The organism is Streptomyces sp. NBC_01003 (assembly GCF_045162695.1).
In the GTDB taxonomy this organism is placed as follows: Bacteria; Actinomycetota; Actinomycetes; order Streptomycetales; family Streptomycetaceae; genus Streptomyces.
The window spans coordinates 712,621-732,977 of the sequence record NZ_CP108707.1 but is presented as its reverse complement, the minus strand read 5'-3'; the positions used below and the strand labels follow the sequence as shown (position 1 = coordinate 732,977).

19 protein-coding genes are annotated in these 20,357 nt (G+C 69.3%); 9 read left to right on the top strand and 10 right to left on the bottom strand.

Going from position 1 to position 20,357, the window contains the following annotated elements; all coding sequences use genetic code 11:
• The first annotated feature begins 67 nt into the window (after positions 1-67).
• Both OG698_RS03525 and OG698_RS03520 read left to right on the top strand, forming a co-directional pair.
• Positions 68-760: a FadR/GntR family transcriptional regulator gene (locus OG698_RS03525; protein WP_406101345.1), complete on the top strand. Its 693-nt coding sequence runs from the start codon at positions 68-70 to the stop codon at positions 758-760.
• Between the two features lie 72 nt (positions 761-832).
• Complete coding sequence (locus OG698_RS03520; protein WP_406101344.1) at positions 833-1,486, top strand: GntR family transcriptional regulator; 654 nt, start codon at positions 833-835, stop codon at positions 1,484-1,486.
• A 35-nt stretch (positions 1,487-1,521) separates the two neighbouring features.
• Here the strand turns inward: OG698_RS03520 and OG698_RS03515 are convergent, their stop codons facing one another.
• Genes OG698_RS03515 through OG698_RS03500 form a run of 4 tightly spaced genes read right to left on the bottom strand, consistent with a single transcriptional unit; the run spans position 1,522 to position 6,781 of the window.
• Positions 1,522-2,838, bottom strand: a complete 1,317-nt coding sequence (locus tag OG698_RS03515; protein ID WP_406101343.1) for a cytosine permease — start codon at positions 2,836-2,838, stop codon at positions 1,522-1,524.
• A gap of 30 nt (positions 2,839-2,868) precedes the next feature.
• The gene (locus OG698_RS03510) at positions 2,869-4,302 is read right to left on the bottom strand and encodes a DUF1116 domain-containing protein (RefSeq protein WP_406101342.1); all 1,434 of its coding nucleotides are present in this window, start codon (positions 4,300-4,302) and stop codon (positions 2,869-2,871) included.
• A complete protein-coding gene (gene fdrA / locus OG698_RS03505) occupies positions 4,299-5,846 on the bottom strand; it encodes an acyl-CoA synthetase FdrA (RefSeq protein ID WP_406101341.1) in 1,548 nt (515 codons plus the stop codon). Before fdrA ends, OG698_RS03510 begins: the two co-directional genes overlap by 4 nt.
• Positions 5,843-6,781: a DUF2877 domain-containing protein gene (locus OG698_RS03500; RefSeq protein WP_406101340.1), complete on the bottom strand. Its 939-nt coding sequence runs from the start codon at positions 6,779-6,781 to the stop codon at positions 5,843-5,845. Before OG698_RS03500 ends, fdrA begins: the two co-directional genes overlap by 4 nt.
• A 113-nt stretch (positions 6,782-6,894) precedes the next feature.
• Between OG698_RS03500 and arcC the strand changes: the two genes are divergently transcribed.
• Positions 6,895-7,824: a carbamate kinase gene (gene arcC, locus OG698_RS03495; protein WP_406101339.1), complete on the top strand. Its 930-nt coding sequence runs from the start codon at positions 6,895-6,897 to the stop codon at positions 7,822-7,824.
• An 86-nt stretch (positions 7,825-7,910) separates the two neighbouring features.
• On the opposite strand, the gene OG698_RS03490 is transcribed toward arcC, so the two are convergent.
• Positions 7,911-9,422 carry an MFS transporter gene (locus OG698_RS03490; RefSeq protein ID WP_406101338.1) on the bottom strand — a complete coding sequence of 504 codons (1,512 nt, stop codon included), beginning with the start codon at positions 9,420-9,422 and terminating at the stop codon, positions 7,911-7,913.
• A gap of 314 nt (positions 9,423-9,736) precedes the next feature.
• On the opposite strand from OG698_RS03490, the gene OG698_RS03485 reads away from it, so the two are divergent.
• Together OG698_RS03485 and OG698_RS03480 are read left to right on the top strand one after the other, a co-directional pair.
• Positions 9,737-11,227, top strand: coding sequence for an NCS1 family nucleobase:cation symporter-1 (locus OG698_RS03485; protein ID WP_406101337.1), 1,491 nt, complete (start codon positions 9,737-9,739; stop codon positions 11,225-11,227).
• Between the two features lie 77 nt (positions 11,228-11,304).
• Complete coding sequence (locus OG698_RS03480) at positions 11,305-12,030, top strand: aspartate/glutamate racemase family protein (protein ID WP_326771829.1); 726 nt, start codon at positions 11,305-11,307, stop codon at positions 12,028-12,030.
• A gap of 627 nt (positions 12,031-12,657) precedes the next feature.
• On the opposite strand, the gene OG698_RS03475 is transcribed toward OG698_RS03480, so the two are convergent.
• The 4 genes from OG698_RS03475 to OG698_RS03460 form a co-directional block, all read right to left on the bottom strand.
• Positions 12,658-13,230: a dihydrofolate reductase family protein gene (locus OG698_RS03475; protein ID WP_406101336.1), complete on the bottom strand. Its 573-nt coding sequence runs from the start codon at positions 13,228-13,230 to the stop codon at positions 12,658-12,660.
• A gap of 181 nt (positions 13,231-13,411) precedes the next feature.
• The gene (locus tag OG698_RS03470) at positions 13,412-13,912 is read right to left on the bottom strand and encodes a hypothetical protein (RefSeq protein ID WP_406101335.1); all 501 of its coding nucleotides are present in this window, start codon (positions 13,910-13,912) and stop codon (positions 13,412-13,414) included.
• 62 nt (positions 13,913-13,974) lie between these two features.
• Complete coding sequence (locus tag OG698_RS03465; RefSeq protein ID WP_406110819.1) at positions 13,975-14,763, bottom strand: ArsR/SmtB family transcription factor; 789 nt, start codon at positions 14,761-14,763, stop codon at positions 13,975-13,977.
• A gap of 112 nt (positions 14,764-14,875) precedes the next feature.
• Positions 14,876-15,274, bottom strand: coding sequence for an HGxxPAAW family protein (locus OG698_RS03460; protein ID WP_406110817.1), 399 nt, complete (start codon positions 15,272-15,274; stop codon positions 14,876-14,878).
• A 172-nt stretch (positions 15,275-15,446) separates the two neighbouring features.
• Between OG698_RS03460 and OG698_RS03455 the strand changes: the two genes are divergently transcribed.
• Positions 15,447-16,052, top strand: a complete 606-nt coding sequence (locus tag OG698_RS03455) for a TetR/AcrR family transcriptional regulator (RefSeq protein ID WP_406101334.1) — start codon at positions 15,447-15,449, stop codon at positions 16,050-16,052.
• 196 nt (positions 16,053-16,248) lie between these two features.
• Entirely contained in the window at positions 16,249-17,094 is an 846-nt protein-coding gene (locus OG698_RS03450) for a hypothetical protein (RefSeq protein ID WP_406101333.1), read from the top strand.
• A 455-nt stretch (positions 17,095-17,549) separates the two neighbouring features.
• On the opposite strand, the gene OG698_RS03445 is transcribed toward OG698_RS03450, so the two are convergent.
• On the bottom strand, positions 17,550-18,428 hold the full coding sequence (locus OG698_RS03445) for an NAD(P)H-binding protein (RefSeq protein ID WP_406101332.1): 879 nt from the start codon (positions 18,426-18,428) through the stop codon (positions 17,550-17,552).
• A gap of 89 nt (positions 18,429-18,517) precedes the next feature.
• Here OG698_RS03445 and OG698_RS03440 point away from each other — a divergent pair, with 89 nt between their 5' ends.
• Together OG698_RS03440 and OG698_RS03435 are read left to right on the top strand one after the other, a co-directional pair.
• On the top strand, positions 18,518-19,267 hold the full coding sequence (locus OG698_RS03440; protein ID WP_406101331.1) for a TetR/AcrR family transcriptional regulator: 750 nt from the start codon (positions 18,518-18,520) through the stop codon (positions 19,265-19,267).
• Between the two features lie 307 nt (positions 19,268-19,574).
• A complete protein-coding gene (locus OG698_RS03435) occupies positions 19,575-20,327 on the top strand; it encodes a class I SAM-dependent methyltransferase (protein WP_406101330.1) in 753 nt (250 codons plus the stop codon).
• The last annotated feature ends 30 nt before the right edge of the window (positions 20,328-20,357 follow it).

Here is a 20,357-nt window from a genome sequence, read left to right as displayed (position 1 = left end):
TCCTTCGTTGGAGAAGAACCGACCGCTAGAGTTATCAGGTCATCAGATGACTAGAGAAGAGGTGGGGATGAGAAACGTGGAACGGGCGCCGTCCCTCGTCGACACCGTGATCGCCGCGCTGCGACAGGAGATCGCTACGGGTGCCTGGCAGCTCGGCGACAAGATCCCGTCCGAGAGCCGGCTCGCCGAGACGCTGGGCGTCAGCCGCCTGTCGGTGCGCGAGGCCGTGCGCGTCCTCGTGCACTCGGGCCTGTTGATGACCCGTCAGGGCAACGGGACCTTCGTGACCGCCACCGACGAGGCCCAGGTCGCACTGCGCCGCCAGCTCGACCGCGCCGCCGCCCAGGACATCATCGACGTACGCCGCGGCCTCGACATCGTCGCCGCCCGGCTCGCCGCGACGAGGCGCACGGCGGACGATCTCCAGCAGATGCAGCAGGCCCTGGACGACCGGGCCGACGCGAGCCGGAACGCCGACGTCGACGCCTTCGCGGACGCCGACGTCGACTTCCACCTCCGCATCGCCGAGGCCTCCCACAACCCCGTACTGCAGAACCTCTACCGGGGGATGAGCGACGCACTGCGCGACAGCGTCAAGGCCGACCAGTGCATGCAGCACACCCTCAGCGGCGATGACACGTCGCACGAGGACCTGCACCGGGCCGTCAAGGACGGGGACGCGTCGGGCGCGGCCGCCATCGCGGTGGCCATCCTCGACCGGCAGGAGCACGGATCCGACGACCCGGCCGGCCGGCCGTGACCCGGTCCTCCGTCTTCCGCCGAAGGTGGGGTAGGGCCCAATGACCTGCGACGCGGTGCGAGAATAGGGATCATGGCAGGGGATGACACTTTTGAACCCGAGTCGGAGCGGGTCACGCGCACGCTGCGCGATCAGATTCTCGACGGTGTGCGGGCGCCGGGCAGCAAGCTCGTGGAGCGGGAACTGGCGGCCGAGCTGGGCGTGAGCCGCCTGCCCGTCCGTGACGCCCTCAAGGACCTGGTGAACGAGGGTCTTGTCACGCCGCGCCCGCGGAGCTGGGCCGTGGTGCGTGAGTTCACCGCCTCCGATGTCGAGGATCTGGACGAGGTCAAGGCCGCCCTGGAGATGCTGGCGTTCCGTCTCGCCGCCCAGCGGCGCACCCGCGCGGGACTCGCGCGGCTGAGGGCCGACCTGGACGCCGAGCTGACGGCGGCGGCCAAGGGGGACGCCGTACCGGCGCGGCGGGCCGCGGCCGACTTCCACGAGACGGTCACGGCGCTGGCCGACAACGAGCTGCTGAACGAGCTCGGCCGCACCCTGAGCAGCCGCATGCGCTGGCTGCTCGGCCAGCACGACGACATCGCCGGCGTCGCCAAGGAGCACGAGGAGCTGTACGAGGCGATCGAGGCCCGGGACGTGCCGCGCGTCGAGGAACTGGCCCTCAAGCACCTGGCGACCGGCCGCAGCGAAGCCGCCGCACACCGCAGGCGCACCCCGGAGCAGTAGACACACACCCACGAGACACACACCTGCGTCCGCCATCACGCACCCCGGCTTCGTTCGGGCATCCCCTCCAGTGCGACATAGGCGATCAGGGCGACGAGCAGGCCGGTGACCGCGTCGGAGAACTGCGGCGCGTACCAGTGCACGAGCCCTCCGGCCGCTGCTCCGGCGGCCCACGCGGCGAACGCGGTGGGACGTACCGCCGCCGCGGCGCGCTCGTCGGGCCGGCGGCGCAGGAGCACCTGGTCGGCGATCAGCACACCGCCGAGCGGTGGGACGAACACGCTGAGCACGACCAGCCAGTCGAGGAAGTGGTCCCAGACACCGGCGAGGGCGGCGACCGTGCCGACGGCCCCCAGGACGAGCGTCATCACGCGCATCCTCGTACGGGTCAGATGCGACCAGCTGAGGGCGCCGTTGTAGAGGCAGTGGCTGCAGACGGAGCCGAGGTTGACGAAGACGAACACCGCGGCCAGTACGTCGAGGGCGACTCCGTGACCGCCGGTGAGGATCGGGAGGAAGTTGCCGCCGACCGTGCCGGCCGAGGCGACGGCGCCGGCCGCGACGACGATGCCTCCGGTGATCTGGGCGACGAGACTCGCCACGGGGAACGCGGTGGCCGTCGCGATGACGGCCTGTCTGCCGTTCCTGGACCAGCGGGTGAAGTCGGCCGTCATCGTTCCGGAGTCCGCGAAGGTCGCCATGATGAGGGAGACGGCGGCGCCGAAGGTGAGGGCGCTGTTCCCGCCGACGCCCTGGTAGTCGAGGACGGTCGCGAGGTCGTGGTCCCCGGAGACGATCACCAGGGCTATCAGGCCGACGAGGATGAACAGCGGGGCGGCTACCGCGCCCAGCCAGGACAGGGCGCGGATGCCGAGGAACGTGATCGCGACGAAGGCGACCCCGGCGACGGCGGCGACGAGTTGTTCGTGCCAGCCGAACGCCTGGTGGAGGGTGGCACCCGTGGCGCCGGTGTTGAAGGCGAACCACCCGACGACGACCGTCGCGAGGAAACCGGAAGCGACGACGTAGCCGACCCTCCCGAACGTCTTGGTCGCCTGGAGGGAGAAGCTCTCGCCCGTGCTGCCCGCCCGGTGGCTGAGCAGACCGACGTAGACCAGCATCACGAGGTTCGCGGCGACGATGGCGGCCAGACCGCGCCAGAAGCCCATGAGCGCGACGACGATTCCGCCGGGGACGGCGTTGGTCAGGATCATCGGGAATCCGAACCACACGGCCGACACGGTGAGAAGGGACTTGCGGCTCTCCGTCGGAACGGGAGTGTGCTCGTACTCCGGGTCCAGCTCGAGGCCCGCGTGGGCCGTGTCCGCCGCGGCGGGATCGCGTCTGTTCATCCTGGCCTCCGTGGGTGGGCCGGCGCGCCGTCAGGCGACCGTGCTGGCAAGGGCTAGGGCTGTGGCGGCCTGCTCGAAGACTGCGGCGGGCGGGTGTGTGATGCCGGCGCCGATCATCCCGATGCCCGCTTCCTTGTGGGCGATCGCCGTGTTGATGACCGGCAGGATCCCCGTGGCCAGGACCTTGCGGACGTCGATGCCGGTGGGGATGCCCTGGAACCCCAGGGCGGGGATGGTGACGTTCGGGTTCTCAGTCGTCGTGATCTCGCCCATGTCCCGGGTGAAGGCGACGGCCTCCTGCACCGTTCCGCCGACGAGCGCGACGATGGCGGGTGCGGTCGCCATCGCGAAACCGCCGAAGCCGTACGTCTCACTGATCGCGCTGTCACCGATGTCCAGACCGGCGTCCTCGGGCTTGAACCCGGCGAACATCGGCCCGACGACGGGCTGGGCCGGGCCCGTGAGCCACTGGTTTGCGGGCAGGCCGCTGACGCGGAGGCCGAACTCGACGCCGTTACGGGCCATCGTCGTCACGATCGTCGAACCCTCGATGCCGTGAGCGGCGTCCATGGCTGCCTTGGCCATGGCGAGCCACGTGGGTCCGGAGAAATAGTCCGAACTGGCGATGAAGTCGAAGACTTCCTTCTTCTGCTCGGTGCTGAAACTCGTCTGCAACAGGGACGGAGTGAGGGCCTGCGTGAGCAGCAGGGTGCCCGCGATGTTGCGGTTGTGGCACTCGTCGCCCATGTGCAGGGCCTGGGAGAGCAGGAGGCGCAGGTCGACGGGGCCGCCGATCTCCATGGCCTCCTTGAGCATGGGGCCGAGGACGTCCCGCATCCAGGCCAGGCGCTCGATGACGCTCTCGTCGTTCGCCCCCATGCGGAGGATCTTCGCCATCTGCTCGGAGAGATTGGTGAAGGCGGTGTTGCCGTGGGTCTCGTTGCGGACGATGTGCATGTACATCGACGCGGACGTGACACCGGCCATCGAACCGACGCAGTCGTGTTCGTGGCAGGGCGAGAAGGTGATCTCGCCGGAGGCCGCGAGCCGTTCGGCCTCGTCGAGGTCGCGCGCCAGGCCTTCGAACACGAGGGCGCCGGTGACGGCCCCCTTCATGGCGCCCGCCATCCGGTCCCAGGTGATCGGGGGTCCGGCGTGCAGGATCGTCGTCGGTGTCATCCCGGGCACCACGTCGATGGCCCGGCCGAAGCCGACCAGCATCGGGCGGGCGCCGATGATGCGTTCGACGGCTTCGGCATTGGCCGCCTCGGTCCGCTCGGCGACGCGCGGGTCCTCCAGCGCGTCGAGAGCCGCGAGGACCTCGGGGCTGCCGCCGCCGGGCGGAGCCCAGTCGAGGGTCGAGACCTGCGCGCCCTGGGCGGTGATGTCCCCCTCGAACATGGCCAGTCCGACGTTGATGACGCTGAGGTCGCTGTTGAAGAGGCTGGTGGCCTGAGTGCTCATGCGCGGTGTGCCTTCCGGGCGGTCTCACGGGCGAAGCGGCCCGTCTCGGTGCTGCTGCGGGTGACGGTGACTCCGGCGGCCTCCAGGGCCGCGACCTGCTCGGCGAGGGCCGGGGCGTCGAGGTCGGTGCCCAGGACGTAGCCCACGATCTCCAGGTGACGGCCCGCGTCCGAGGCGATCTTCGTGGCCTGCGCGATGGCGGGGAGCGTGACCCCGACCGGGTCCTCGTGGGCGCCGAATCCGAGGACGAAGTCCATGACGACGACGGCGACTTGGGGGTCCGCGGCCTCCTGGAGAAGGCGCGCCAGGCGCAGCGACGGGTCGATCATCGGGTGCGGGCGGCCGTTGGTGAAGTCGTCGTCGCCGAAGTCGAGGAAGGTGTGCCCGACGCTGGGACTGCCGGCCGTAAGACGGCGCTCGGGGTCCTTCTGGATGTTGCTCCATACGTTGTCGCTGACTTCGAGCAGCGCGTACATCGACTCGTCGCACAGGGTCCCGCCGCAGAACAGGCCGCGCACGTAACGCTGTTCAGGTGCGAGCCGGGCGCACACCTCGTCCACCTGCTTGGCGGCCAGTTCCTCGACGGCAGCATGGGAGTCGAACCCGAGGCGGACGGCCTGGAGCGCCGCGTCCTGGGTGCTCGCGGCGAAGTGTCCGCCGGCCGCGGTCACGGCCTCCTCGGATCCGCCGACGAAGTAGACGACGACGGGCTTGCCCGCGCCCGCGATCTCGGCCAGCACCTTGTCCTGTACGGCCGGGGCGGGCGGCTTCGATACGAGCACGATCACGCTGGTCCCGGGATCGGCGGCAAGGGCCCGGATCCCGTCGATCATCATGATGCCGCCGACCTGTTCGCTCAGATCGCGGCCGCCCGTGCCGATGAGCTGCGAGATGCCCGCGCCCAGAGCGTGGATACGGACACTGACCTCCTGTGCGCCGGTGCCGGATGCCGCGACGACACCGACGGTGCCGGGCCGCACGGCGTTCCCGAAGCACAGCGCGACGTTGTTGATGATCGCGGTGCCGCAGTCGGGTCCCATCATGAACAGGCCCTTGCTGTGCGCCAGTTGCTTGAGGCGGACCTCTTCCTCGATCGGGACGTTGTCGCTGAAGACCATCACGTGCAGGCCGTTCTCCAGCGCCTTGCGGGCTTCGCGGCCCGCGTACGCGCCGTTGACCGCGACGATCGCGAGGTTCGCCCCGGGGATGCCGCGCGCGGCGCTGTCGACCGTCCGGTACGTGACCGTGTCCGCACCGCTCGCACCGGGTGCCTTCTGTACGAGGAGGGCCTCGACCTCCGCCAGCAGTGCTGCCTGATCGGCTCCCTCGCCCGCCTCCACGACGATCATGAGATCCCCGGTGCCCGCGGCACCGAGATCCGCCGTGAGGAGGCCGAGGTTGCTCAGCACGCCCTTGTTCATCTCGGTGCCCATGGCGACGAACGCCTGCTCCACGCCGGGCAGTTGATTCGCCCGGGTCGAGACGGACATCAGGGACACCGAGTCGAAGTAGGTGTTCTTCTTGACGACTGCTGTGATGCTCACAGCGAACCTCGCAGTTCTTTCTCCAGGCGAAGCCCGGTCACGAGACCGGACAAGATGTCGGTGCCGGACGTGTGGCCGAGGGCCAGCACATGTCGGACCGGGGTGCGGATGGATTGCGTCACGTGTACCTCGCCCCGCCGGTCGGGGCTGGCCAGCGCGTGCAGGACGTCGAGCAGTGAGGCACGGGCCCGTCCCGTCAGGGCCTCGTCGAGCGTGGCGAGGCTCAACCGCGTGGTGCGGCCGGGGCGGTCACGCAGGACGTCCCTAAGCGCCCGCCCGAACGGGCCGAGCCCGCTGCCAGGGAGCGAGGACAGCAGGGCCGACGCGGTCAGGAAGTCGTCGCCCGCGGGCGTCAGTCCCGGGCCGAGTCCGAGGAGCGCCAGGACGCCGTCGCGCATACCTGCGTCGTCCCCGGACCTGATCGCGCGTATGAGGACGTCGCGCCCGTCGGCGAGTGCCCGGGTGACGGCCACCTCCATCGACGACGCGGCGGGAGTCGGACCGAGCATGCCGCCGCGTGAGCCGTGTGCGCGTATCAGCCGGTCGAGCGCCGAGGCGGCGGTCGCGAGTTCGCCCGGGCCGAGCGCCGCGAGCGACGGCAGAATGGGATGCCATTCATCTGCACCTTCCGTACGCACCCGCAGGCGTCCGCGCGCCGTACGGACGGTGATGACGCCCGGCGCGAACTCCACGGTCTGACTCGCCGCGATGCCCCGGTCCGACCAGCTGTGCGCATCGGCGACGAGGGTCCGTGGAGCGTCTCCACCGCCTCGGGCGGCTAGAGCGATGAGCCTGTCACCAGGCGTCAGTACATTGACCGTACGGTGGAAGACGCCTTCGACGACGCCCTGCCCGCGGAATGCGCGCAGGTGCGCGATCAGCGCGGCGTCGCCGGATATGGCGCGCAGCTCAGTGGCTGTACGCAGAGAAGTCACTGCACCCTCCTCGCCCTCACCGTGCCCATGGGGCGTGATGGGTTCCCCTCAACATTCGCTCACTGGTATACCATTTGACAATGGGGAAGCGAACAAGTCTGTGGAGGGAATCCATGCGCATCGTCGTGGCTCTCGGAGGCAACGCGCTGGCCCGTCGGGGGGAGCCGATGACGGCCGACCATCTGCGGGCGAACGTGAGGTCCACGTGCGAGGCGCTCGCCGGCCTCGCACGTCAGCACGAGCTCGTCATCACTCACGGGAACGGACCCCAGGTGGGTCTGCTCGCTCTGCAGAACCTCGCCTACCAGGACGTGGCGGCGTACCCGCTGGACATCCTCGGCGCGGAGACGCAGGGCATGATCGGTTACGTCATCCAGCAGGAGCTCTCCAACGCTCTCGCCGGGGAGCGCGAGGTGGCGGCGGTCGTCACGACCACCGAGGTCGACGAGGCGGACCCGGCGTTCGAGCGCCCGACGAAGCTGATCGGCCCCCAGTACTCCGCGCAGGACGCCGCTGAGGCAGCGGCCGAGTACCGGTGGACGATCGCGCGCGACGGTGCGGCGTTCCGGCGCGTGGTGCCGTCCCCCGCCCCGCGGCGCATCGTCCAGGCACCGCTCGTGCGGATGCTCCTGGAGAACGGCCGGCTCGTCGTCTGTGTCGGCGGCGGAGGCGTGCCCGTGAAGATCGACGGCAAGGGCCGCCAGACGGGCATGCAGGCCGTGGTGGACAAGGACCTCGCCAGCGCGGCACTCGCGGCCGAGCTCAAGGCGGACATGCTGATCATGCTCACGGACGGCGACTACGTCAGTGAGAACTGGGGGACACCCGAGCAGCGCGACATCCTGACGGCGTCCCCGGAAGCGATCTCCGAAATGGCCTTCGCCGAGGGGTCCATGAAGCCGAAGGTCGACGCCGCGGTGCGGGTCGCGAAGGCCGGCGGACGAGCGCTCATCGGACCGCTCGAACGGATCGACGACCTGCTGGAGCGCCGGGTGGGCACGGAGATCCGGGCCGACGTCGCGGAGGGGATCGTCTTCGCCTGAGTCGAGGAAGCCTGTTCAGGAATTTACGGACGGTAGTGGTCCGGCTGCCCGCTGGGGAAGTCGGACCGCACCTTCGGGATTTCCTTCTATTTCTCCGCGTCAAGCGCCGCGACTTCCGTTTCCCTGCCTTTTTGCGACCCCTTCAGGATTGCGGCGCAAAGTATTTGCGTACGCATATACGCGGGTAGATTGTTGGCCGGCCGGCGTGGCCGTCGCGACGGCTGCCAGGAGGAGCAGGACGAGGGGGATCCAGATGGCCGAGGTGAAGCCGTGCAGAGCGGCGGCTCGTCGGCTGCCGTGGAAGGCCGCTGCCGCGCTCGCGGCCACTGTGTTGAACACGGCAGATCCGATGGAACCGCCCATCTGCTGCGCAGAGTTGACCGTCGCCGAGGCGATGCCGGAGTCCTGCGGGAGGTGGCACCGGTCATGATGGCCAGGAAGCTGCCACCCTGGCCGATGCTGAAGGTGATCAGCGCGGGGAGGACGTTCGCGGCGTACGTGGAATCCGGGTCCAGGAGCGTGAGCTGGAACAGCCCGCACGCCGCGATGCACAGGCCGGCCGTCATCATCACGCGCGGTCCGAGCCTGGGCAGCAGGCGAGTGCCGAGCTGGGTGGCGGTCGCGGTCGTGACGAGACTGATGGGTAGGAAGCCCAGGCCGCTGGCCAGCGCGGACCAGTCGAGAACGGTCTGCAGGTAGTACGTGAGATACAGCGAGACGGACAGCTGGCTCGCCATCAGTGCGCCGCCGGCAAGGAGTGAGGCGACTCGGCGGCGGTCGCGCAGCAGTCGCGGAGGCAGCAGCGGGGCGGCGGCCCGGGTCTGCCACCAGGCGAACGCCGTCAGCAGCACGGCCCCGGCGAGCAGCACGCCGAGTACGCCGGGAGACGCCCAGCCCTGAGCCTCCGCCTGACTGCACCCGTACACCACCGTCGTCAGGCCACCGCACCCGAGCACCGCACCCGCGATGTCGATGCGGCCGGTGAGGCGCTGGGCACGATCGCGCGGTGTCCACAGCGTGCCGAGCAGGGCGGCGAGGGCGATGGGTACGTTGACCAGAAGGCACCAGCGCCAGCCGAACCACTGAGTGAGCAGCCCGCCCAGGACGACGCCGAGGGAGGCGCCGGCCCCGCCGAGAGCACCGAAGACTGCTATGGCCTTCCGGCGTTCGCGCAGGTCGGTGAAGGTCGTGGCCACCAGGGCGAGGGCCGAGGCCGCCAGAAGTGCGGCGAAGGCGCCCTGTACGGCGCGGGCGGCGAACAGGGCCTGTGCCGTGGGAGCGGCTCCCGCCGCCGCCGAGGCGACCGCGAAGCCGAGCAGACCCGAGGCGAAGACGCGCTTGCGCCCCGCGCGGTCGGCGATGCGGCCCGCGAGCAGGAGCAGCCCGCCGAACGCGACCGTGTAAGAGGTGACGACCCACGGGCGGTCGCCGTCCGCCATACCCAACTCCGTCTGCATGGACGGCAGGGCCACGTTCACGATGGTGCTGTCCAGCAGGATCATCAGCTGGGCCAGACCGAGGACGCACAGGGCCCACCAGCGCCGGGGATCCGGGAGCTGTTCCTTCTGGGTGCTGGGTGATGACGGCGGGGCTGGCATGCAGATTTTGTATACCAAAACATGGGTGAAGGTAAAGGTCACGTCCATGGATCCGGTCCGGATCGCGCGTTGGTATGCAGAAATCCTGCTCACGGGCGCGTGAGGTGGCGCCGGGCGGTTCGAGGGGCCTGTGTCACCCGAAAACAATTTGCTCACGCAATCTTCACGTCGTGAGAGATGTCACGGTGGAGCGCCGCGCGGTTGCGCATAAATTCTGGGCAGTGGCCTATTGACCGCCCCTACCGCCCCCCGTAATCTCCCGTTCCGAAACAAGGAAAAATTATTCCGCAATACGGAAACGCCGGGAGTGTGTCATGGCCGCCGTGCACGAAACGCCACCCACCGCTGCGGTCGCCGGGAAACCCCGGACGAGCCCGGGGCTGTACAGCCCCGACCTCGCCCCCACGAAGAAGGAAGGTCGTCGCTGGGGCGCGTACAACGTCTTCACCCTCTGGGGCAACGACGTGCACAGCCTCGGCAACTACGCTTTCGCGATAGGCCTGTTCGCCCTGGGGATGAGCGTCTGGAACATCCTGGCCGCCTTCGCGATCGCGTCAGCGCTGCTCTTCCTGCTCCTGACCCTCTCGGGATACATGGGCAGCAAGACGGGTGTCCCGTTCCCCGTCATGAGCCGCATCTCCTTCGGCGTCAAGGGAGCGCAGATCCCGGCCATCGTCCGTGGCGTCGTGGCCATCGCGTGGTTCGGCATCCAGACGTACCTGGCGGCGTCCGTGCTGGGCGCGCTCGTCAAGGTGCTCTTCCCCGGCCTGCGCTCGCTCGACGAGAACTCGATCCTCGGGCTGTCGAGCCTGGGCTGGGCAACGTTCCTGACCCTGTGGGTCATTCAGGTCGTCATCGTCAGCTACGGCATGGAACTCATCCGCAAGTACATGGCGTTCGCGGCGCCGACGATCCTGATCACCATGTCCGCGCTGGCGATCTGGATGTTCATCCGCGCCGACGGCTCCATCGCTCTGTCGACGGGGCACGCGCCGAGCGGCGTCGACATGTGGCGCCAGATCTTCGAGAGCGCCGCACTCTGGGTCGTCATCTACGGCACCTTCGTGCTCAACTTCTGCGACTTCACCCGCTCCGCGAAGAGCCGCCGGGCGATCGTGCGCGGCAACCTCGTCGGCATCCCGGTGAACATGCTGTTCTTCGCCGGCATCGTGGTCGTGCTCAGCGGGGCCCAGTTCAAGCTGAACGGCGAGGTCATCACCGGGCCCGAGGACATCGTGCGCTCGATCCCCAACACGTTCCTGATGGCGGCGGCCTCACTCGCGTTCATCACGCTGACGATCGCGGTGAACCTCATGGCGAACTTCGTGGCGCCCATCTACGCCCTCGTCAACCTCTTCCCGCGCACGCTCAACTTCCGCCGCAGCGGAGTGGTGAGCGCCGTCATAGGCCTGGTCATCCTGCCGTGGAACCTCTACGACAACCCGACCGTCGTGAACTACTTCCTGGGCGGACTCGGAGCACTGCTCGGCCCCATCTTCGGCGTCGTCATGGCGGACTACTGGCTGGTCCGCAGGACCCGCGTGAACGTCCCCGACCTCTACACCGACGACCGGCAGGGCGACTACTTCTACCAGCGCGGGTTCCACATGAAGGCCATCGCCGCCTTCGTGCCCGCCGCGGCCGTCGCCGTCGTCATTGCCCTCGTCCCCGCCTTCAAGTCCGTTTCGGGATTCTCCTGGTTCATCGGCGCGGTCCTCTCCGCCGTCGTCTACCTGGTCCTCGCCGACCGCAAGAAGGCGACCCGGGATGTCGACGGTGAGGCCATCGCGGTCGACGCCGCCTGACGACTCCGCGCCAGGCCCCCCGCACCACCCTCGTACCACCTTCGGCCCAGGCCGGCCTCAGCAGAGAAAGCCAAGAAATGCGCATCCTCGTCGTCAATGTCAACACCACCGCCTCGATGACCGAGAGCATCGGCGCCCAGGCCGCCGCCGTCGCCTCACCGGGCACGGAGATCGTGCCCCTCACCCCGCCGTTCGGGGCCGAGTCCGTGGAGGGCAACTACGAGAGCTACCTCGCGGCCGTGGCCGTGATGGAGGCGGTCCGCTCCTACCCGCACCCCTTCGACGCCGTCATCCAGGCCGGGTACGGCGAGCACGGTCGCGAGGGGCTCCAGGAACTCCTCGACGTCCCGGTCGTCGACATCACGGAAGCCGCCGCGAGCACCGCGCAGTTCCTTGGCCACCGCTATTCCGTGGTCACCACGCTCGACCGGACCGTGCCGCTCATCGAGGACCGCCTCAAGCTCGCGGGTCTCGCCGACCGCTGCGCGTCGGTGCGGGCCAGCGGAATGGCCGTGCTGGACTTGGAGAGCGACGCGGAAGCCGCCGTCGAGGCCATCGTGGAACAGGCGGCCCAGGCCGTCGAACGTGACAAGGCCGAGGTGATCTGCCTCGGTTGCGGCGGCATGGCGGGCCTCACGGAGCGAGTCGTCGAGCGCACGGGCGTCCCCGTCGTGGACGGCGTCGCGGCGGCGGTGACTATCGCCGAGTCCCTCGTCCGCCTCGGCCTCTCCACCTCGAAGGTGCGTACGTACGCGGCGCCGCGTACGAAGGCCATCAAGAACTGGCCGCCGCGGGCCGCCTGAACAAGAGGCCGGGTCCCGCTTCACGCGGTGGCGTCATGCGGGCGGTATCGAACATGGGTACCGCTCGACCGGGCGTCACCGTCTGCGTCGGAGGCCACGTCGACTGTCCGGTCACGTCGGACCCCACGCTGTCCAACGGCGGATTCACGGTGACCCTGCACCAGTCAGTTCTGTCCTGCGCCCTGACCGGGGATCAGGCACGTTCACCTACGCCTGGAACAACGGCCGCACCAGCACGATCACGGCAAACAGAGTGGTCACGCTCCACCTTGGTGCCGTGGAGATCGTGTCCACCGGAACTGTGACGGCGGGTGAATTCAAGGGGGGCGCCGCTGTCTTCGACGTCGGGCGGCCAGGAGCAGGCGCCTGCTCCTGGCCCCCGCGCTGCTGGCCGACCCGCCCGTGCTCGTCCTGGACGAGGCCACCGAGGGACTCGCCCCGGGCGCCGCCGCCGTGTTTGCCGACATACTCGACGCCACTCGCGGCCGAACGCCGCTGCTGATCACGCACGGGCCGCCGGGCCCAGCGGCCGCCGACCGGATCATGATCTCGACCGGGCCGGATCCGCCCCGCGACCCCCGACGAGGTCGACGCGGCTCAGCCCACCCGAACCGTCACCCGGTGTTGTCAGCGGACGACGTCGAACACCTGCTTCTGCAAGCCGTTGGCGTACGCCTCGGACTCGACCAGCTTGAGCTTCTGGGTTTCCTTGTCCGTGTCGCTGAACAGCCGCTTGCCCGCGCCGAGCAGCAGTGGGAAGACGAGCAGGTGGTAGCGGTCGATGAGGCCGGCATCGGAGAGGCTCCGATTGAGGGCGGCGCTGCCGTGGATGATGATCGGCCCGCCCTCGGTCTCCTTCAGCGCGGCGACCTCGTCGAGGGAGCGCAGGATCGTGGTCTCGCCCCAGTCCGCGACGAGATCGTCCTCGGTGAGGGTGGTGGAGACGACGTACTTCGGCATGGCCTTGTACTGGGCGAACTCCTCCATGCCGGGCCAGACGGGACTGAACGCCTCATAGCTGACGCGGCCCATCATCATGGCGGCGGCCTCCTGCTGCTCGCGGCCCTTGATCTCGAACGCCTCCGGGAGGAATTCGACCTCCTTGAAGGTCCACCCGGAGTTCCGGTAGCCGGGCTCGCCACCCGGGGCCTCGACGACGCCGTCGAGCGAGACGAAGGCGGTACTGATCAGAGTGCGCATCTCATGGTCTCCTGGTGTGCTTCGTACTGGCCGGCCGCTACGGCTGCTCGCCCGCGGATCTCCACTGTCACTGACTGAATGACTGCGGAGCCTGCACGAAATCATCGGCGCGCACCGGGCCACTCGGGTGTTGGTGTACGACGACGGAGCCACCTGGTGGAAGGTGGCAACTTGGCACCCCTTAATTACCGGTCGCCGATGGCGGCACCAGGGACAGGAGTTGCCGCGTGTGGCCGGGCAGTTCCACCTCCGCCAGACCAGCGATGAGGTCCCTGAGCGGGAGGGGCTGATCGACCTGGACCTTGTCGTGGGACAGCAGCAAGGTGGGCACCAGCGTGTCGAGTTCGGTCTCGCTCAGCATCGGCCCGCCGAGGGCGCAGAGAGCATCCGCCTGGAGGCGGATGCGCTCACGGAGTCCTGCGTTGCCGCCGGCGAGACCGATGACGCGCTCGATGGTCCAGGTGTCGTGCGCCGTGCGGTTGTCGTACGTGGTGGGTGCTCCCGCGGACGCGGCGGCGACGGTCGCGATGGTGGTGGCGTTGACGATGGCGACGTGCGCCAGGATCTGGTCGGCGTTCCACTCGCCGGTGGACGGCACGGGCATCGTGTCCCCGGAACCGGCCACTGTGGTGGCCGCGTCCAGGAGCGAGCGGTAGGCGTCCCGAAGAGGGCTGGTGTCCATCACGTCTTCTTTCTTCAGTCCTGCGCGGGGTGGCTGGGGGAGGGGGCGTCGTGCCTGCCGCTTCAGGCGTGCGTGCCGGCCATGTCCCACGGTGCCTGCGGGAGCACCTCGCCGGTCTCGAGCAGCGACTTGAGGTTCGCCAGGACGGCCGGCCATCCCTGTGAAATGCCGTTCAGCATCTCCGCGTTGGGAAGGTTCTCGTGGGTCACGGTGAGCCGGACGATGTCTTCGTGCGGCTCGACGAGGAAGGTGACGACGGACGGGTCGCGCGGCGCCCGGGCGTCCGGGGTGTCCTCGAACGTGATGACCAGGCGCGTCGGCGGGTCGGCCTCGAGGACCTGACCGACGACGTCTACGGCCCCCGATCCGTCGACGCGCCGGTGCTCCCAGGCCGAGCCCGGCTCCCAGTCGGAGACGTTGGCGTGTCCCCAGTAGCGCGCTGTCAGGTCTGCGTCCGTCAGGGCCTGCCACACCTGCTCCGCACCGGCCCGGATGTAGGTGACGTAGACGTAGGACGGTACGGATGCTGATCCGCTGGTCATGGCGTACTCCTCTGCCTGGTTCTTGATGGCTCTGATCGCTTGCAGCCGGGGCTTGTCGAACTCGGAGATCCAGCGTTCCTCGATCTCGTGGATCGGAGCCGGATTGAGGTAGTGGAGCCGTTCGCGTCCGCGCCGGACGACGGTCACGAGGCCGGCCCGCTCGAGGATGTCGAGATGCTGGGTGGCCGACTGGCGCGCCATGTCCAGGCGGTCGCACAGCTCGCGCAACGTCTGGCCGTTGTGCTCGCGCAGACGGTCGAGCAGCCGCCGCCGGGTGGGGTCGGCCAGCGCCTTGAAGGCATGGTCCATCGCAGTCGCTTCGAAACTCACACTCCGATTATGCAGGTATTCACCTGCATAATGCCAGCGGTGGTGAGGAGCGGGTTCATGTGCGCCCGGTGTGCCCTGGCCGTCTCCCGTGTCAGAGGTCGGCGGGGGACGGCGCTTGTGTGGGTGTGGCGGTGGGTTCGGGGACGGATTCCGGGCGTATCGGAACGCCGCGTCGTCCCGCCAGTCGGCACCCGAGGCAGTCCGCGTGCCCGTCACGCGCGGCGCGGTCCCGGCCTCTGAGGTCCGAAGGTCGCGGACCCGGCGCCTTACCCCAGCCCGCGAGGTGCAGAACCCATGTGAACGGCGCCGCCGCGGCCAGGACGCAGATCCCCAGCCAGATCCCCGGGCGCCAGCCGCAGATGCCGAGCCCGGTGACGATCGCCCCGGCCGTGGCAACGGCGAAGCCGGCCCACCCGGCGACGGTGTGCCCCTCGTCGTGCCGGTGCGCGGCGAGCTGCCCGCCGTGCTGCCCGCTGGGACGCCTCTCCAGCTGCCCGTTCGGGTGCCCCTTCAGTCGCCCGTTCACGTGTCCGTCCGACTGCCCGTCGAGATGTCCGTTCATGGGCTGAGGGCCTCTCTGATCGAGTTCGCTATTTGTTGAGTGACTGATCAAGAAAGGACCGTAGCATGAGTTTTTGAGTGAACGCTCTAGAATGGTGAGCATGAGCAAGGCACGAGGGCGTCCGCGCACGTTCGACCGGGACGCGGCGCTGTGGGCGGCCGTCCGGCTGTTCTGGGAGCGCGGCTTCGAGGCGACGTCCCTGGGTGAGCTGACGGTGGCGATGGGCATCCGCCCGGGCAGCCTCTATGCGGCGTTCGGCGACAAGAAGGCGCTCTTCAGGGAGGCCGTCGAGGCGTACGGGCGGTCGCCGATGGGGTCCTTCCCGGCGCGTGCGCTGGCCGAGGAGCCGACGGCCCGCGGGGCCGTGTCCCGGATCCTGCGTGAGGCGGCGGCGTTCTACGCGGATCCGTCGCACCCGCCGGGCTGCCTGGCGATCAGCGCGGCCACCAACGTCACCGTGCATGACGAGGAGATCGCGAAGTTCCTGCGCGACGTGCGCAACGCGGGCGTCGCTGCCATAGAGGAGCGGCTGCGCCGGGCCGAGGGGGAAGGGGAGCTGCGGGCTGGGACCGATGCGTCGGCCCTGGCGTCCTACTTCGCCACGATCGTGCAGGGGCTTTCGCAGCGCGCGCGGGACGGAGCCGATGTGCACGAGCTGTCCCAGGTGGCCGAGCTGGCGCTGGTCGCGTGGCCGAGCGGCGATTGATGGCCCTGCGGCCTCGGCGGCAGGATGTTTTGTTGCCTGGTGTGGATCTCCGTAAAGAATTTGCGATTTAGTCGCATTTGGGACGTTACATTCTCTATGGGTCTGCTTGATGTGTGATGCGTAGCTTCGTTGATGTCGCCGCAACGGCGCGGCACGCACCCCACCGCTGAACCGACCCCAGGGAGCGTCTTTCACCATGCGCATGACCCCCCGCGCTCTGCGTACGACCATCGTCGCCGCCACGGCGACCGCCGCGATCAGCCTGGTCGCCGCCTCCGGCGCGATGGCCGCCACGCAGCACACCCCCACCGCCACGGCCGCCGTCGAATCGGCGGCCCACGCCAAGAAGAAGCGCGTCTACCTCAAGTCGGTCAAGCTCGCGGCCAAGGGCCACACGGCCAAGGTCTACAAGACGGGCAAGCGCACGGCCCAGGCGGATGTCCTCTACCGCGGCAAGAAGGTCGCGACGCTGACCGCGGCCGGCAAGGCGAAGGCGTTCAACCTCAACGGCCTGCACGTCAAGCTGTCGCCGTCCGGCGCGATCACGTCATGGGTGGACCGCGCAAAGCCGCAGCCGAAGCCCAAGCCCGTGAACAAGCGTGTCCTGGTCGCCACGGCCACCCTCGCGGACGGCTCCGGCGCCAAGGTCTACAAGCTGTCGGCCGACCACTATCAGGTCACGATCTTCGCGGACGGTTCCCAGATCGGCACCCTCGACGCGAACGGCCGCTCGGCCGCCGGTGAGAGCAACGGCCTGCACGTCGTGCTCGCGCCCGACGGCCGGCTCAGCTCCTGGATCGACGAGGCTCCGGCGCCCGCCCCGGACCCGCAGTACACCCGCGACCTCACGCCCACTCCGGACTCCGCGCCGCCGCCGGACCTGCGGCCCGAGCCCGGCAACAGCCAGAAGCCGGACGTGCGGGACGTGCCTGATGTCCCGAACGTGCCTGACCTGCCGGACTCCGGCAGCCACCAGGACGGTGACGGAGCGCCCGGCCTGGCGCCCGCGGAGCAGCCCAGCGCCCTGACCCCCACGGCGTAAGAGGACTCTCTCCCTCCTACTGCACAACTGGGCCTGCCGGCACGGTAATTGCACCTGCTGCCAGGTCCCTCGTGTCCCTCGACGCCTGTCGCAGTGACACCGAACACCGAAAGGACGCCCGTTCCTCAGGCCCTCGCGCCGAGTCCGCCTGCAAGCCCTCACCATCGTCACCGGCGTCCTGGTCGCCGTCGCCATGCCGACGGCGGTCGCGTTCGCCGATCCGCCCGGGCATCCCGCGCCGACCGGGTGCCACGTCAGGCCCCGCGAGGAGATCCAGCCGCCCGCACACATCCTCGGCGAACGCGCCCGCAAGAGCCGAACAGGCCGTCGGCGAGACGCTGGGCATCGTGTCCGAACCGGAGCCATCCACATCCGGCTCGTCCTGGTGCCGACGCCCGCCACTGCGGCCCACCAGCGCGACCTAACCTGACCTCGACGAGCCCGACGCTCAACACTCATACGGGTGTGGATCGGTTGTCGCCCAGGTGCTCGCGCAACACCCTGCTCAGGGACGTGGGTTCGCGCCCGATCAGGTCGGCGAGCGTTGGGTCGACTGTTGCGAACTCGCCCGCGCGGCTGGCGGTGAAGACGCCGAGCAGTTGGTCGGCAGCCTCGGCGGGGACACCATGGCCTACGAGTTGCTTGCGGAAGGCACCATCAGGGGTCGTGATCCTCTTGACGATGCGGCCCAGTGCTTCCGTCGCGATGCCGGTGATGTCCTCGAAGGTCAGCGCCTGCGCGGCGGTGAGGGGCGGGGTCGGGCCGTCGAAGCGGCCCTCGTCGGCGAGGACGGCGGCCGCCGCGTCGGCGAGGTCGGCGTGCGCGGTCCAGCTCACCGGCCCGTCCGCGGGGAGTTCGGCCTCACCGGACTCCAGCCCATGCCCCAGGAACTGCAGCGCGCTCGTGGCGTAGAAGCCGTTGCGCAGCGCGGTGTACGGCACACCGCAGGTCCGCAGGGCCTCTTCGGTGGCGGCGTGGTCGCGGCAGGGCTCGAAGTGCGACGTGGCGCTCGCGCCCATGTGGCTGGTGTAGAGGATGCGCCGGGCGCCCGCCGCGATCGCGCCCTCGATTGCGGCGTGATGCTGCCGCACGGCGTCCGAGCCCATCTTGTCGACGGAGACGATCAGCACTTGCGAGGCGCCCTCGAAGGCGTGAGCGAGACCGGCGGCGTCGCTGAAACTGCCTTGCCGTACACGTACCCCCCGGTCCGCGAGGTCCCGCGCCTTCTGCGGGTCGCGGACGCTGACGCCGACCCGGTCCGCGGGTACGTGTGTCAGCAGGCTCTCGACGATCTGATGCCCGAGCTTTCCGGTCGCTCCGGTCACGATGATCATGGTTTACCCCAACGCTTGGTTCCAGTGGAATCGCACTTAACGTATCGCTGATATTAACGATGGTACCGCTCGTGCTGTATCGTTGATATATGCCACCACGTTCACGAGGTAGCCGCGGCGCGGCCGCCGTCGATTCCGAGACGCCCGCACCCACGGAGCGCGAAGAGCCCCGGCAGCGGGTGATCGAGGCCGCCGCGGATCTGCTGGCGCGCGAGGGTCGTGACGCGGTCACGACGCGCGCCGTCGCTGTCGCCGCCGGCCTCCAACCGCCCGCTATCTACCGGCTGTTCGGCGACAAGGACGGACTGCTCGAAGCGGTGGCCGAGCACGGCTTCGCCAAGTTCCTCGCGGGCAAGACCGTGGCCCCCCATCCGCAGGACCCGATCGAGGATCTGCGGGCCGGCTGGGATCTGGCCGTCGAGTTCGGGCTGGACAACCCCGCGCTGTACACGCTGATGTACAGCGAGCCCACGACCACTTCGTCGGCTGCGTTCGAGGCGGGCATGAAGATCCTCATGGGGCGCATCCGGCGGCTGGCCGCCGGCGGCTGGCTGCGGGTCGACGAGGAGCTTGCCGCCATGATCATCCACGCCACGGCGCGCGGCGCGGTCCTCACCTGGCTGTCACTGCCCGACGACCAGCGCAATCCGGCCCTGTTGACCACGCTTCGAGAGTCCATGGTCGCCACCGTCACCAACCAGGAGCCGGCCGTGCAGGCCGCCGGTCCGGCCGGCGCCGCGCGCGCCCTGCGTGCCGCGCTGCCCGAACAGGCAACCCTCAGCGGAGCGGAGCAGCACCTGCTGACCGAGTGGCTGGAACGTCTCGCCGCCGACGGCTGAGCCGCCGGGCCATTCGAGCCCGTATGCCCTTACGCAGCCGAAGCCCGCTTGTGCCCAGCGCATCGCCTTGCCCTACGCCCGCTTGTGGCCAGCACATCGCCTTGTCCTGCGCCCGCTTGTGGCCAGCGCATCGGCTCGTCCAGTGCCTGCTTGTACCCGGACATCGCGTCGATGCCCGGATCTTGTGGCTTCTGCCAGTACGACCGTCTGCCGGGGCGCGGGAAGACTTCCCGCCAGTGGCCGTGGCGTCTCCGGGGGAACGGGGGCCGGGCCAAGGGGATGACCAGGCGCAGGGGAGGACATCACAGTGAGCGAGCAGCAGCAGTACGACGAGATCGGTGAGGTGTTCGAGGGGGTCAAGTCCCTGCCGCTGGCGCAGTACGGGGAGGTGCCCAGCTTCCTGAGCATGGTCGGGGATGTGCGCGGCAAGTCGGTCCTCGACCTGGCCTCCGGTACCGGCTTCTACAGCAGGGAGTTCAAGCGGCGCGGCGCCACGGAGGTGCTCGGAATCGACATCTCCGGTGAAATGGTCGCCGTGGCCGAGAGGTTGGAGCAGCGAGATCTGCTGGGCGTGCGCTACGAGGTGGGCGATGTGTCCCAACTGCGGCCCCTCGGTCGGCGCTTCGACATCGCCACGGCCGTCCAGCTGCTCAACTACGCTGAGGACATCGCCGCTTTCGAGCAGATATGCCGCAACGTGCACCGCAACGTCGCGCCCGGCGCCGAGTTCTTTCTGCTCAACCAGACACCCGACTACCGCTTCGACGGGCCGTCACTCGACAAGTACGGCTTCCGCTCCGAGTTGACCGGCGAGGAAGCCGGGACCGGCCCGCGCGTCCAGATCTCGGCGCTGCTCGACCCGCCGGTCGGGCCGGTCTCGTTCGTCACCATGTGCCCGCGCCGCGAGGTTTACGAAGAGTGCCTGCGGGCGGCCGGATTCGGCGAGGTGACCTGGGTCCCCCTGAAAGTGTCCGACGCCGGCGTGCGCGAGTTCGGCGCGGACTTCTGGGCGGACTTCCTCGCCAACCCCCCGCTGGAGATGCTGCGCTGCCGCGCCTGACGACCGACCGGATCCCCGAGGCCGCCGCCT